Source organism: Vibrio sp. D404a, from assembly GCF_030248535.1.
Lineage (GTDB): Bacteria > Pseudomonadota > Gammaproteobacteria > Enterobacterales > Vibrionaceae > Vibrio.
On record NZ_JAHGAJ010000024.1, the window covers coordinates 34,716 to 49,279 of the forward strand.

The window sequence follows — 14,564 nt, forward strand, 5'->3', positions numbered from 1 at the left end:
ATGCAATAATAATAAAAAAGGGTTGGCACTGAGTCCAACCCTTTCATTCAAACGTTTAGAGCCTGCTTTATTACAGGCAATACACAATTAGCAATTAGCAGTAACCGTAGCTCATTAGACGCTGGTAACGACGCTCTAGTAGCGTATCGTTATCAAATTGCTCTAGCTCTTCAAGCTGCTTAACTAGCGTCTCTTTCATGTTCTCAGCCATTTGGATAGGATCGCGATGTGCACCACCTAGTGGCTCAGGAATAATCTCATCAATCAACTCAAGCTCTTTTAGACGAGGAGCAATTAGGCCCATCGCTTCTGCAGCTTGTGGTGCTTTGTCTGAGTCACGCCACAGGATTGATGCACAACCTTCTGGAGAAATTACTGAGTATGTTGAGTACTGAAGCATGTTCACGTAATCACCCACACCGATAGCGAGTGCACCACCTGAACCGCCTTCACCAACAACGTTACAGATAACTGGAACCGTTAGACCTGCCATCACTTTCAGGTTCTTTGCGATCGCTTCAGATTGGCCACGCTCTTCAGCACCAACACCTGGGTATGCACCCGCAGTGTCGATGAAAGTAATGATTGGCATGTTGAAACGCTCAGCGGTTTCCATTAAGCGCAACGCCTTACGGTAACCTTCTGGTTTTGGCATACCGAAGTTACGGATCACTTTCTCTTTAGTCTCACGACCTTTTTGGTGACCAATAACCATAACTGGACGGCCGTTCAGACGAGCCATACCACCAACGATCGCTTTGTCGTCTGCATAAGCACGGTCACCCGCTAGCTCTTCAAATTCAGTGAATACGTTCTCTAGGTAATCTAGCGTGTAAGGACGCTGTGGGTGACGAGCAAGTTGAGCCACTTGCCATGCACCTAAGTCACTAAAGATTTTCTGTTTAAGCTCTAAGCTTTTTTTCTCTAGTTGTTCAATTTCTTTGTCTAGATCTACCGCAGCATCACCACCGTGACGAGAAACGTCACGTAGCGCTTCAATTTTTGCTTCAAGTTCAGCGATAGGCTTTTCAAATTCTAGAAAGTTCAGGCTCATCTATGAATCCTTGTTGACTCAGCTCCCATTAGCAAGAGCTGAATTTTAGTTAAATTCGAGTTCTACTTGGCTATTTCCAAGTAGCTGTTTTAATTCATCTATCAATGTATCACTTGGCGTTACGCGCCATTCTGTGCCCAATGTTAACCGCGCTCTAGCGTCGGCACGCTGGTAGTATACATTGACTGGGACCGTTCCGGCTCTATATGGTTCTAAGATTTGGCTAAAACGCTCAAAAAATTGACCATTAATTTGTGATTGATCGATAGAAATCGATAATCCGCGAGCATATTTTTCTCGGGCGCTTCCTAAGTCCATGACCTCGCGCGCGGACATTTTAAGCCCACCATTGAAGTCATCAAAGCTGACCTGTCCAGAAACGACCACAATTTTGTCTTTTTCGAGCAATTCTGCGTAGCGTTCGAGCGCATCTGAGAACAACATCACTTCCATTCGACCAGATCGATCGTCGATCGTCATCAAGCCGATTCGTGTACCACGTTTAGTGGTCATCACTCGAGCCGCAATCACTAAGCCGGCAATCGTCAGTGACTGATCGCGACGAGTCGGTGTCGCATCTTTTAGGCGGCAACTAGTGTATTTGGCAAGCTCTTTAATATACGCATTAACCGGGTGACCTGTTAGGTATAGGCCTAGAGTTTCTCTTTCCCCTTCTAACCATACCTTCTCTGGCCATTTAGGTACCTGAGTATATTTCTGTTCGACCTCTTCTGGCGCATCAGTCAACACACCAAACATATCCGATTGACCGAACGATTCAGCGTGGTGATGTTGGCTCGCCGCTTTCACCGCATCGTTAAGCGAAGCCATCATTGCCGCTCGGTGTGGACCTAAACGATCGAGTGCACCCGACATAATGAGCTTTTCAATAACACGCTTATTGACTTTCTTGAGGTCGATACGAGCACAGAAATCAAACAGGTCTTTAAAATACCCGCCCTTGTTTCTGGCTTCGATGATCGCTTCAATCGGGCCTTCACCTACCCCTTTAATCGCGCCAATGCCGTAAACAATCGCCCCGTCTTCATCTACATTGAAGCGGTATAAGCCAGAGTTGATATCTGGCGGCAGCAGCTTCAACTTCATACGGAAACACTCATCCACAAGGCCGATGACCTTCTCAGTGTTATCCATATCCGCTGTCATTACCGCAGCCATAAATTCAGCAGGATAGTGCGTTTTCAGCCATAGAGTTTGATAAGAAACCAGAGCATAAGCAGCAGAGTGAGATTTGTTAAAACCGTAGCCTGCAAACTTCTCTACCAAGTCGAAGATTTTCATGGCCAGTTCGCCATCTACTCCGTTGGCTTCTGCACCCTCTTTAAAGGTACCGCGCTGCTTCGCCATCTCTTCTGGCTTTTTCTTACCCATCGCACGACGCAACATATCTGCGCCACCTAGCGTATAACCCGCGAGGATTTGGGCAATCTGCATTACCTGCTCTTGATACAAGATAATGCCGTAGGTTGGCTCAAGCGTCTCTTTTAACGATTCGTGCTGCCATGTTTCATCTGGGTATGAAATAGCTTCTCGGCCGTGCTTACGGTCGATAAAGTTATCTACCATGCCCGATTGCAGTGGCCCCGGACGAAACAGCGCTACCAATGCGATAATATCTTCGAAACAGTCAGGTTGAAGACGTTTGATTAGATCTTTCATACCACGAGATTCCAGCTGGAATACCGCAGTAGTTTCTGAATTTTGTAACAGGTTGAACGACGCTTGGTCATCTAACGGAATCGATTCGATACGAACTGGATCTTTGCCTTCGCGCTCAAGTCTTGGGTTTACTAACCCTAACGCCCAGTCAATGATTGTCAGAGTACGCAGACCCAAGAAGTCAAACTTAACCAGACCTGCAGTTTCTACGTCGTTCTTATCAAACTGAGTTACCGGGAAGTTACCCTCGGCATCAGCATAGATAGGTGCAAAGTCCGTGATGGTGGTTGGTGAGATTACAACACCACCCGCGTGCTTACCGGCGTTACGAGTACAACCTTCAAGGATACGACATTTGTCGATCAGCTCACGCACCTCTTCATCACCATCATACAGCTCTGGCAATGCTGGCTCAGCTTTAAAGGCTTTGTCGAGAGTCATTCCCGGATCAGGCGGGACGAGTTTGGAGATTCGATCAACGAAGCCAAACGGGTGACCAAGTACACGCCCCACGTCGCGAATTACCGCTTTTGCCGCCATGGTACCGAACGTGATGATCTGAGATACCGCATCACGACCATACATTTCTGCTACGTGGTCAATAACCTGGTCACGCTTATCCATACAGAAGTCGATATCGAAATCGGGCATTGAGACACGTTCTGGGTTCAAGAAACGTTCGAAGAGGAGATCGTATTCAAGTGGATCAAGATCGGTGATATCCAACGCGTAGGCTACCAGTGAGCCCGCACCCGAACCACGACCAGGACCTACAGGTACATCGTTATCTTTAGACCACTGGATGAACTCCATTACGATCAAGAAGTAACCAGGGAAACCCATGTTATTAATTACTTCAAGTTCGATTTTCAAACGATCGTCATACTCTGGTCTGCGCTCGGCACGTACTTGTTCATCAGGGAAAAGAAACGCAAGACGGCGCTCTAAGCCCTCTTCAGACTTCTTAATCAAGAAGTCTTCAATTGCCAGACCTTCTGTCGGAAAGTTTGGTAGGAAGTACTCACCTAAACGAACCGTAACGTTACAACGCTTAGCAATCTCAACACTGTTTTCTAGAGCTTCTGGAATGTCAGCAAAGAGCTCGCACATCTCTTCTTCACTACGAAGATATTGCTGCTCACTGTAGTTTTTAGGGCGTCGAGGGTCTTCTAAAGTGTACCCATCATGAATCGCGACTCGAATCTCGTGCGCTTCGAACAAGTCTTCTGAGATAAAGACTACTTCGTTGGTCGCAACCACTGGCAGTTCTACTCGTTCTGCAAGATCCAGAGCAAAGTGCAGGTAAGACTCTTCATCAGGACGACCAGTACGAATCAATTCAAGATAAAAGCGATCAGAAAAATGTTCTTTGTAGAAAGCAACACAGCTATCGACAAGAGCTTGATTGCCCTTCAATAGTGCTTTACCAATCTCGCCGTCTTTCGCACCAGATAGAATAATTAAGCCTTCCGCATTCTCAATCAGCCACTCCTTATCAATAACAGGGTGGTGTTGAACATGCCCACGAAGATAGGCCTTCGATATCAACAGAGTTAGGTTGTTGTAACCCTTGTTGTCCGTCGCTAGCACGGTTAAACGCGTAAGTTCTTCACCAAACTCTGGAGACTGCATCAGGAAGTCTGCACCAATGATAGGCTTTACACCACAGCCATGAGCTGTGCCATAAAACTTCACCAGACCACATAAGTTGGTAAAGTCGGTGAGCGCCATCGCAGGCATGCCCATCTCAGCAACTTTTTTCACCAACGGCGGTACTTTGGAGAGTCCATCGACCATTGAAAAGTCACTATGAACACGAAGGTGGACGAATTTAGGATCTGACATTCTTCTTCCTGATTTCTAGGCTAAGCCTAGGGGGTAACAACGTTTTATTAATTCTATGAGTTTCTGTTGGCCAACGCGACTGCTAATCAAGCCCTAAAATGCGTTTTACAGGCTTAAAGCTCTTACGATAATGCTCAGTCACACCATGTTTTTCAATAGCTTCAAAGTGTGCTTTGGTTGGATAGCCTTTATGTTTCGCAAAACCAAATTCTGGATGTAGCTTGTCCAACTCTTCCATCTCTTGGTCTCTCACCACCTTGGCAATGATGGAAGCTGCACTGATTTCTGCAACTCGAAGGTCGCCTTTGACAACGGCTTGACCTGCCATTGGTAAATCAGGCACTCGGTTACCATCAATCAATGCCATATCAGGTTGTACACTTAAACCAGCGATTGCGCGCTGCATCGCAACCATGGTCGCTTGCAGGATATTTAACTCATCGATCTCTTGAGGCGAGCAGCGTCCTACAGACCACGCTAGCGCTTTCTCTTTGATCTCAGGTAATAGGGCTAGGCGTTTCTTTTCTGATAGCTTCTTCGAGTCGTTAAGCCCTTCAATCGGATTATTTGGGTCAAGAATTACCGCTGCGGTTACCACATCACCGACCAAAGGCCCACGACCAACTTCATCAACGCCTGCAAACAGCTGGTAGCCTGCAGGATACTCGAAAGGAGGGAGTTCTTTTTTATCTTTTACAGCCATAGTGTTCTCTTGGGCATTTAGTAATCTGTTATTTGTCTTGCGTTGACCAGCCAATCAGCTTCAACACTTGGTTCGCCGCTTGTTTATCAGCATCTTTACGAATCCAGTGGTGCATCTCGGTAAAGCGCTCGATTAAAGCAGAGTTATCACGAGAAAGCATGGCGTCTACCGACGGGAATAAGAAGTCAGGGTGGCACTCTTCAAGGATGTGCTCCTTAACGATCTCTTCGCCCGCAAGAATGTTAGGCAAAGAAACAAACTCGGTAATCGCTAGCTTCTTAACAATGTAGCCAGTCAGTTTATTTACCTTGTAACCAACCACCATAGGGCGTTTCAGTAGCATACATTCCAGCGCAACCGTACCAGAAGCGAGTAGTACTGAGTCGGCAGCGGTAATTACATTACGCGCAGTATCTTGCACAATAACAAAATCCAGCTCTGGTGCCGTTGCCTTCCAGATCTCGGTAAACTGCTGTTTGCGGGTCTCATTCACGGCTGCGACAACAAAGCCGATATCCGGGTACTTTTCATGAATGCGTTGGCAAGTTTCGATAAATGGTTGAGCAATCAGCTTCATTTCACCGCCACGGCTACCAGGAAGCACGGCTAACCATTTCTTGTCTTGCTCTAAACCGAGCAATTCACGCGCTTCTGCCTGATTTGGTTCTAATGGAATCGCATCAGCTAACGTATGCCCAACGAACTCACAAGCAACGTTATATTTGTCGTAAAACGCTTTTTCGAATGGAAGGAATGCCAATACTAAGTCGGTCGCTTTATCGATTTTGAAGATACGTTTAGGACGCCATGCCCACACAGATGGACTTACATAGTGAACCGTTTTAATGCCTGCATTTTTTAGGTCTAACTCAAGACGTAAATTGAAATCTGGCGCATCAATGCCAATAAAAACGTCAGGTGGGTTACTTGTGAAATACTTCACCAACTCCGCCTTAACTTTCAGCAATCGTGGCAGTCTTCCAAGCACTTCCACTAAGCCCATTACAGCAAGCTCTTCCATTTCGAATAGAGACTCACAACCCAAGGCTTTCATTTTTGGACCACCAATACCAACAAACTCTGCATTAGGATACTGCTCTTGAATCGCTTTCATGAAGCCTTCACCTAGGGTATCACCAGAGAGTTCACCAACAACAATACCCACTCTTAATGGGCGTTCAGAAGGTGCTTGATTATGGTTTGATTGCATCGTTTCTACTGACATAAACCTTTCCTGATTCCTTACGGCTTAAAACAAAAAAGATCGCTTATGTGGGAGCGATCTTTTTGTTAATGGGTAAATGAAACTGTGAATACACACATAAACACCATTTACCCTGTCATTTTACTATCGGATAATTCCGCGCTCTGAGCTTTCAAGCATCTCAAGCATTGGGTTGATCGATGGGAATTCATTCGCCATCTCTACCAATGTCTCTTTTGCTTCGTCTAGCGTTTTACCTGAACGGTAGATTTCTTTATACGCTTTTTGTAGCGCACGAATCTCAGGCTTCTCGAAACCATTACGCTTCAGACCAACAAGGTTCAAGCCAAATGGTGCCGCATGGTTACCTTGAGCAAGAACATATGGAAGTACATCTTGTACAACTGCAGAACAGCCGCCAATGTAAGCATAAGCACCGATAGAGCAGAATGGATGGATAGCAGATAACGCCATAACACCGGCGTAATCACCAACCGTTACGTGACCACCCAAGATAGCATTGTTGCCAATGTGGGTGTGGTTACCAACAATAACGTCATGCGCTACGTGAGCGTTAACACAAAGCAGGTTGTCATCACCAATTACTGTAGTCGCTTTATCTTGAACCGTACCACGGTGGATTTGAACCGCTTCACGAATCACGTTGCGATCACCGATAACGACAGTCGTATCCTCACCACCATACTTTTTATCTTGGTTCTCTTCACCAATAACAGCATGCGGGAAGATTCGGTTATCTTTACCGATTGTCGTGTGACCTTTAATCACAACATGCGACATAACTTCAGTGCCTTCACCAATAGTTACGTTGCCAGAAATGTAAGTGAATGGCCCCACAGATACGTTTGCACCAATGGTCACCTCACCTTCTATTACCGCTGCTGGGTGAATGTTTGCTGTTTCATGGATCATATTAAAACTCTCTACGAGCGCATTTTAGTTCAGCTGAACATACTACTTCACCGTCCACTTTTGCTACACCATTGAATGATGCGATGCCACGACGTTCTTTAAGGAATTCCACTTCAATAACAAGCTGGTCACCAGGGACTACTGGCTTGCGGAACTTAGCTTTATCAACACTCGCAAAGTAGTACAACTCATTCTCTGATGGCGCACCAAAAGATTTAAATGCAAGCAGACCTGTTGCTTGAGCCATAGCTTCAAGAATCAACACACCTGGGAATACAGGAAGTTGTGGGAAGTGGCCAGTAAACTGAGGCTCGTTCACAGAGACATTCTTAATCGCTGTCAGTGTTTTCTCTTCTTCAAAGTGAGTAACACGGTCGATCATTAGGAATGGGTAGCGATGAGGTAGTAGTTCCTGAATTTCAGTAATGTTCATCGTTTTCTGTTCAGTAGTCAAAGTCGTATTCCTATTTGTATTCTTTAGTCAATTAAAGGGATTATAAACGAAAAAGACCCGCATGACGCGAGCCTTTTAATTAGAAATGCTGGAATTATGATTCCGAGCCCTTCTCGATAAGTTTTTCAACAGTTTTCAGACGCTTGTTCATCTCATCAATACGGTGAACGCGCGTTGCCGTTTTACGCCACTCTTTATTTGGCTGTAAAGGAATACCTGAAGAGTACATACCTTTCTCAGTGATGCTACGCATAACCATACCCATACCGGTAATCGTTACGCCATCAGCGATCTCAATATGACCATTGATAACGCTACCACCACCAATGATACAGTACTTACCTATCGTTGTGCTGCCAGCGACGATAGTACCACCCGCCAACGCTGAACCATATCCGATGTGAACGTTATGAGCAATTTGCATCTGGTTATCAATGATTACGTTATCTTCAATAACAGTATCATCTAGCGCACCGCGGTCAATCGTCGTACATGCACCGATCTCAACACGATTACCAATGCGAACAGTACCGACTTGAGGAATCTTAATCCACTCGCCTTTCTCATTCGCGTAACCAAAGCCATCAGAGCCAATCACTGTGCTTGATTGAACTAAACATGCTTCACCTAGCACAACTTCATGGTAAATGCTCACATTCGCCCACAGCTTAGTGCCTGAGCCAATTTTCGCATTTTTACCGATGAAACAGCCGGCACCAATTACTACGTTATCACTCAGCTCAACACCAGATTCAATCACCGCATTCGCACCGATAGATACGTTCGCGCCTAAAACCGCTGACTCAGCAATCACTGCAGAATCTGCGATAGCCGAAGCCGGTTCAGGAGTAGTATCAAGAGCTTGTGCTACTTTCGCAAACGCAACGTATGGGTCATTAACCACAATAACATGAGTTGTACACAGTTCACGTTCACTCTCTTTTACCATCACAGCAGACGCTTTACATTCAGGTAAGTGTTTACTGTATTTTGCATTCGAAAGGAAAGTAATATCCCCCTCTTTTGCCTTGTCCATTGGAGCTACAGCTGAGACAACAACGCTGCCTTCACCATGTAACTCACCCCCGGTAATTTCTGCCAATTCGGCTAAAGTCAGATTCTTCATAGAGCTTATTTCAGTGATTTAATTACTTTCTCAGAGATATTGTATTCAGGTTTCGCGTATTGAAGCGTAGAGATGTCTACGATCATGTCGTAGCCCTCTTTCTCAGCCACTTTTTCTACTGCTTCTTGAATCACTTTAAATAGCTTCTGTTTCTCTTGAGCTTCACGGCGTTGGCTCGCTTTCTCTAGAGCTTGCGCTTTGATCTTGTACTTGCTGTCTAGTTGACCCACTTCGATACGCAGTTTTTCAACTTCTTCTGGACCAAGAAGCTCGCCATCACGCTTTAGCTTTTCAATTTTAGTTTGCGCTTCTGCTTGAATGCTCTGCAGTTCAGCTGCTTTATCTTTGAACTCTTCCTGCATTTTTTGAAGAACAACTTCACGCTGAGGTAGAGCTTGGAATACTTGTGCAGTGTTCACGTAGCCAATTTTCTGTGCCGCTTCTGCAGCTGTTGCAAAGAAAGAAGAGCTAAGAACGATTAGGCCTAGACCTGCTGCTTTCATCATATTTTTCAAAATATTGTCCTTTAAGTATTAGAAAGTTCTACCAATGGTGAATGTGAAGAACTCTTCATCATCACCTTCGTAAATTTTAATTGGTTTAGCTAGAGAGAAAACCAGTGGTCCCATTGGCGACATCCACTGTAGGGCTGCACCGTATGAAGAGCGATAATGTGTTGGGTCAGAGTAATCGTAGTAGTACTGAGAGCCGTTACTTGGTGCTCCACGGTCAACAAACTCTGTATCCCATACACTTGCCATATCAAAGAACACACTAGTTCGGATCTGGCTGCGAGCCTCATCTGAAGCAAATGGCGTCGGTACAATTAACTCTAAGCTTGCAAGTGCGATTGCGTTACCACCAATTGAGTCATCAGTTGCTGTATCGTAAGTCGGGTTGTTACCCGTGCTGTTTGAGTAAACAGCCTTTGGACCAGCAGAGTTAGAGCCGAATCCACGCAACGTTGTGAAGCCACCAGCGTAGTAGTTCTCGTAGAATGGGAACAAGTTATCGTTCCCATCCGTCTGACCATAGCCATTACCATAGCCTAAACGACCACGCATCAGTAGGGTAAATTCATGCTTTTTAGTCAGTGGGATGTAATGTTTCACATCATATTGGGCTTTAAAGTACTTAACATCTGAACCCGGTACCGTCATTTTGTAGAAAGCACGCTGATGGTTACCTTGCGTTGGGAAGAAACCGCGGTTCAAGTTGTTGCGAGTCCAAGAAATATTAACGTCAAAGTCATCAGTCAAAAGATGCTCATCACCGTATTGGTTGATACTACGCGCAAACTGCTCAACCTGAACATAACCCGGAACATTACCAATCTTGTTGTGTGTATAACCCACACCAAACTCTATACGATTCAGTTCGTCTACAGGGAAACCCCACGTCAGGCTGGTACCATAACTTTGGTTGGTATAGTCAACAATACCCGCTTCCGATGCTTCAAATTCGTTGTAGAAGATCTTACCACCCAAGCTAACGCCATCCAGGTTCCAGTATGGGTCGCGGTAGTCCAAGCTCACGTTCTTTTGGTAATCGTTCATCATGGCACTGATGCCAACACGGTTGCCTGAGCCCGCAAAGTTATCTTGTTGAAGACCCACTTGGAAGCTCACACCTGATTCAGTACCGTAGCCGACACCGAAGTTAATGCTACCCGAGTTCGCTTCTTTTACGTTGTAGACCAAATCGACTTGGTCTTCGCTGCCCGGAACACGAACCGTTTGTACATCTACAGTTTCGAAGAAGCCTAAACGGTTAAGACGACTCTTACCTGTGTCGATAGATTTCGAGTTGAGCCAGCTGCCTTCCATTTGACGCATTTCACGACGCAGTACTTCATCTTTGGTTGAATTATTGCCGGTAAAACGAATGTCACGCACGTAGATACGGCTACCTGCTTCCACGTTGATCACCAATGACACTTCTTGAGTCTCATCATCGAATTCAGGAATGGTGCGAACTTGTGGGTATGCGTACCCCGACTCACCCAAGATTCGTTTAACGTTCTCTTCCAGTGATGTGACAGCAGAACCGTTATAGGTCTCGCCTTCTTCAAACGGCACTAAGGCTTCAAAATCAGCTTCACGGCCTATCAATTCACCACGGAACTTCACGTCTTTAACAGAATAAGGTTGGCCCTCATCAAGACCAAGAGTGATGTAGACACCTTTCTTATCTGGAGATATAGATACTTGAGTAGAATCAACTTGGAACTTCAAGTAACCACGATCAAGGTAGTAAGACTTCAGTGCTTCAATATCACCCGCAAGTACCTGCTTCTGGTATTTTTCATCCGCTAAGAAGTTCCACCATGCCACATCCACATTTAAGTTGAAGCGGCTCAGTAACTCTTCGTCACTGTAAACTTCATTACCAATGAAGTTGATCTGTTGGATCTTCGCTGACACACCTTCAGTAAACACAAACTTAAGATCAGAACGGTTACGTGGCAGAGGTGTCACAACCGCTTTTACTGTCGCATTGTATTTACCAACACTGTAGTAAAAGTCTTCGAGACCTTTCTCAATATTGCTCAGCGTTGTGCGGTCTAACGCTTCGCCTTCACGCACACCGGACGCATCAAGGTTTTGTTGAAGCTGTTCTTCCTTAATTGCTTTGTTGCCAGAGAAAGAGATGTTAGCGATTGTTGGACGCTCTTGCACCTGCACGATCAGTACGCCTTCGTCACGTAATACTTTTACGTCTTCAAAGTTACCGGATGCATAAAGCGCTCGAATAATTTCAGATACATCGCCTTCACTCACTTGATCGCCAATACGCACTGGCATTTTCAAGAGAGCAGCACCAAGCGCCACACGCTGTAGACCTTCAATTTTTATATCTTGAACTACGAAGTTTTCTGCCCCATTCGCCGCCACGCTAGTGGCTAATAGACTTGCGAACAGAATTTGCTTAATCGCCATACTTATTCTAATTATTCCTTGCTACTACCAAAGTCTGTGATGAACCATTCACAGACGAGTAAAGTCGTTAAATATTGCTAGAGCCATCAGTGAGAATATAATCGCACTGCCCACTCGGTAACCCATCTCTTGTACCTTTTCGGGTACAGGTTTACGTGTAATGGCCTCAATAGCGAAAAAGAGCAAATGCCCGCCATCTAACATAGGCAGCGGTACTAAATTAATAATGCCTAAGTTCACACTGATTAGAGCTAAGAAACCTAGGAAGTAAACCAATCCATAATCTGCTGTGGTGCCTGCACCTTTAGCAATGGAGATAGGTCCGCTTAGGTTGTTTAACCCTACATCACCCACGATAAGCTTCTTGAGCATCGTCAGTGTCAGGTCAATGATCTGACCTGTTTTATCAATCGCTTTTCCTACAGCTTCAAATACACCAAATTGCAGTTCAAAGCGATAGTCTTCAGGCCATTCTGCGACTTCTGGAGCAATACCAGCATAACCGATTGAACTGCCATCAGATAACTCGCGAGATTTAGGTGTTAGCGTCAGCTCAGTCTGATAACCATTTCTATCGACAATAACACTTAGTTCTTGGCCTGGGTTTGAGCGAATAGCTTCAACCACCATCGGCCAATCATTAATCGCCGTACCACTGATATTGACGATCTGATCACCCGCCTCAAAGCCCGCAGCATAAGCGGCACCATCTTCGATAACCTGAGCCAGTACTGTAGAAATCTCAGGTGAGAAAGGCTTAAAGCCCAACGTTGACATCGCTGATTCTGTCTCTGGGTCAAAAGACCATTGCGTCAGGTCGAGAGTCAGTTGCTGCTCATTACCAATGTTGCCCTCTGAGGCTACGGTCACCGTCATGCTCTCATCACCAATATGTGAGATCAGACCAATGTTCACAGATTCCCAATCAGCGGTTTTGATTCCTGAAATAGATTTAAGTTCCATCCCAGATTCAATTCCTGCTTGAGCAGCAATAGATTGCGGAGCTACCTCACCAATTACGGGCTTAACGGCTGGCACACCAATCAGAAATACCAGCCAATACGCGAAAATAGCAAACAAAAAGTTAAACGCAGGCCCGGCACCGACAATCGCTGTTCGTTTCCACAGAGGCTTCTTGTCAAATGCGTACTGTTGTTGCTCTTCGGAGATATCATCAACTCGGCCATCGAGCATTTTGACGTAACCGCCCAAAGGGATAACCGATAAGCTGTATTCGGTGCCGTCTTTGCCGGCTTTGCTCCAGATAGATTTACCAAAACCAATCGAGAATTTTTCGACTTTTACACCACAACGACGTGCAACCCAAAAATGTCCAAACTCATGAACCGCGACTAATATCCCTAATGCAACGATGAAGGACACGAAGTTCCATAGAATTCCACTCATAATAACTGCTCTTCAATAAACTGAACGGCAAGATTGCGTGACATAGTATCTAGCTCTAGCAAGCTTTCCAAGCTATCTAGACTTTCAGACGTGTGTTGTTCACAGACTTTGTTCATAACGTGTTCGTTAATCAAGGCAATGTCGGTAAATTTCACCTTCTCATTCAAGAAAGCGTCGACCGCGACTTCATTCGCCGCATTAATTGCCGTTGTCGCGTGCTGCCCAAGGTAACAAGCTTCGATGGCCAGTTTTAAACATGGGTAGCGTGCGTAGTCTGGTTCTAAAAACGTCAGCTCGCCTACTTTGGTAAAATCAAGAGGCTTCACACCCGCATCAATACGGTCTGGGTAAGACATGGTCAATGCAATAGGTGTCGCCATATCAGGCTCACCCATTTGAGCCAACACCGAGCCGTCCTTGTATTGCACCATAGAGTGAATCACGGACTGCGGATGAATAATCACCTTAAGTTGCTCTTGAGAGGCATTAAACAGCCATTTGGCTTCAATATACTCAAGACCTTTGTTCATCATAGTCGCTGAATCTACTGAAATCTTTGGCCCCATAGACCAGTTAGGGTGCGCGATCGCTTTTTGTGGAGTCACCGATTCTAGTTCAGAGACGTCTGTATAACGGAATGGACCGCCAGAACCAGTCAAAAGGATATGGTTGATGCCGCTTTCGGCAAGATCACAGCGCCCAAGCTGAGTTTGAACGCGTTCTGGAAGACACTGAAAAATCGCGTTATGTTCGCTATCAACGGGCAGGAGCTCTGCACCATACTTTTCAACGGCATCGATAAACAGCTGACCCGACATAACCAAAGCTTCTTTATTGGCAAGCAAGATACGCTTACCAGCCTTTACCGCAGACATGGTCGGCAACAGACCTGCCGCACCAACGATAGCCGCCATCACGGTATCAACCTTGTCTAAAGCTGCAACCTGACACATGCCATCATTGCCACTTAACACTAGCGTTGAGACAGAGTCTTGTTGAAGTTGGCGCTCTAGTTCTGCAGCTGCTTGAGAGCACGCCATAGCCACATATTCAGGCTGCCACTTGTTCACCAGCTCTCGCATTTTATCTACATTAGAACCCGCAGCTAAAGCCACGACGTTGTATTGTTCTGGGTTCTGTTCAACAACTCTAAGGGTGCTTGCACCGATTGAGCCTGTTGCGCCAAGGATAGTTAGATTTCGCATCACAGTAAGACCGT

The 14,564-nt window shown here is 45.6% G+C and carries 11 protein-coding genes; all 11 read right to left on the bottom strand.

What is annotated here, in order from left to right; translation table 11 throughout:
- Positions 1-94: 94 nt before the first annotated feature.
- Positions 95-1,054: an acetyl-CoA carboxylase carboxyl transferase subunit alpha gene (gene accA, locus KI655_RS14880; protein ID WP_150869120.1), complete on the bottom strand. Its 960-nt coding sequence runs from the start codon at positions 1,052-1,054 to the stop codon at positions 95-97.
- Positions 1,055-1,099: 45 nt separating this feature from the next.
- Entirely contained in the window at positions 1,100-4,579 is a 3,480-nt protein-coding gene (gene dnaE, locus KI655_RS14885) for a DNA polymerase III subunit alpha (RefSeq protein WP_285406543.1), read from the bottom strand.
- An 82-nt stretch (positions 4,580-4,661) separates the two neighbouring features.
- Positions 4,662-5,336 carry a ribonuclease HII gene (gene rnhB / locus KI655_RS14890; RefSeq protein ID WP_285406546.1) on the bottom strand — a complete coding sequence of 225 codons (675 nt, stop codon included), beginning with the start codon at positions 5,334-5,336 and terminating at the stop codon, positions 4,662-4,664.
- Positions 5,311-6,507 carry a lipid-A-disaccharide synthase gene (lpxB, locus tag KI655_RS14895; protein WP_285406549.1) on the bottom strand — a complete coding sequence of 399 codons (1,197 nt, stop codon included), beginning with the start codon at positions 6,505-6,507 and terminating at the stop codon, positions 5,311-5,313. Before lpxB ends, rnhB begins: the two co-directional genes overlap by 26 nt.
- Before the next feature lie 123 nt (positions 6,508-6,630).
- Positions 6,631-7,419: an acyl-ACP--UDP-N-acetylglucosamine O-acyltransferase gene (gene lpxA, locus KI655_RS14900; RefSeq protein WP_032551710.1), complete on the bottom strand. Its 789-nt coding sequence runs from the start codon at positions 7,417-7,419 to the stop codon at positions 6,631-6,633.
- Position 7,420: 1 nt separating this feature from the next.
- Positions 7,421-7,873 (bottom strand): 3-hydroxyacyl-ACP dehydratase FabZ, encoded by a 453-nt coding sequence (gene fabZ, locus KI655_RS14905; RefSeq protein WP_032551709.1) that lies wholly within the window; start codon positions 7,871-7,873, stop codon positions 7,421-7,423.
- A 94-nt stretch (positions 7,874-7,967) separates the two neighbouring features.
- Complete coding sequence (lpxD, locus tag KI655_RS14910) at positions 7,968-8,999, bottom strand: UDP-3-O-(3-hydroxymyristoyl)glucosamine N-acyltransferase (protein WP_285406555.1); 1,032 nt, start codon at positions 8,997-8,999, stop codon at positions 7,968-7,970.
- Between the two features lie 5 nt (positions 9,000-9,004).
- A complete protein-coding gene (locus KI655_RS14915; RefSeq protein WP_032551707.1) occupies positions 9,005-9,505 on the bottom strand; it encodes an OmpH family outer membrane protein in 501 nt (166 codons plus the stop codon).
- A gap of 27 nt (positions 9,506-9,532) precedes the next feature.
- Positions 9,533-11,938 carry an outer membrane protein assembly factor BamA gene (gene bamA / locus KI655_RS14920; protein ID WP_285406558.1) on the bottom strand — a complete coding sequence of 802 codons (2,406 nt, stop codon included), beginning with the start codon at positions 11,936-11,938 and terminating at the stop codon, positions 9,533-9,535.
- A 48-nt stretch (positions 11,939-11,986) separates the two neighbouring features.
- The gene (gene rseP / locus KI655_RS14925) at positions 11,987-13,345 is read right to left on the bottom strand and encodes a sigma E protease regulator RseP (protein WP_285406560.1); all 1,359 of its coding nucleotides are present in this window, start codon (positions 13,343-13,345) and stop codon (positions 11,987-11,989) included.
- Positions 13,342-14,550 carry a 1-deoxy-D-xylulose-5-phosphate reductoisomerase gene (gene ispC / locus KI655_RS14930; RefSeq protein ID WP_285406563.1) on the bottom strand — a complete coding sequence of 403 codons (1,209 nt, stop codon included), beginning with the start codon at positions 14,548-14,550 and terminating at the stop codon, positions 13,342-13,344. Before ispC ends, rseP begins: the two co-directional genes overlap by 4 nt.
- Between the last annotated feature and the right edge of the window lie 14 nt (positions 14,551-14,564).

Coding starts and splice junctions, on each gene's coding strand:
- lpxB (WP_285406549.1), bottom strand. CDS start 6,507: ATGTCAGTAGAAACGATGCAATCAAACCATAATCAAGCACCTTCTGAA.
- rseP (WP_285406560.1), bottom strand. CDS start 13,345: ATGAGTGGAATTCTATGGAACTTCGTGTCCTTCATCGTTGCATTAGGG.
- lpxD (WP_285406555.1), bottom strand. CDS start 8,999: ATGAAGAATCTGACTTTAGCCGAATTGGCAGAAATTACCGGGGGTGAG.
- KI655_RS14915 (WP_032551707.1), bottom strand. CDS start 9,505: ATGATGAAAGCAGCAGGTCTAGGCCTAATCGTTCTTAGCTCTTCTTTC.
- bamA (WP_285406558.1), bottom strand. CDS start 11,938: ATGGCGATTAAGCAAATTCTGTTCGCAAGTCTATTAGCCACTAGCGTG.
- lpxA (WP_032551710.1), bottom strand. CDS start 7,419: ATGATCCATGAAACAGCAAACATTCACCCAGCAGCGGTAATAGAAGGT.
- accA (WP_150869120.1), bottom strand. CDS start 1,054: ATGAGCCTGAACTTTCTAGAATTTGAAAAGCCTATCGCTGAACTTGAA.
- dnaE (WP_285406543.1), bottom strand. CDS start 4,579: ATGTCAGATCCTAAATTCGTCCACCTTCGTGTTCATAGTGACTTTTCA.
- ispC (WP_285406563.1), bottom strand. CDS start 14,550: ATGCGAAATCTAACTATCCTTGGCGCAACAGGCTCAATCGGTGCAAGC.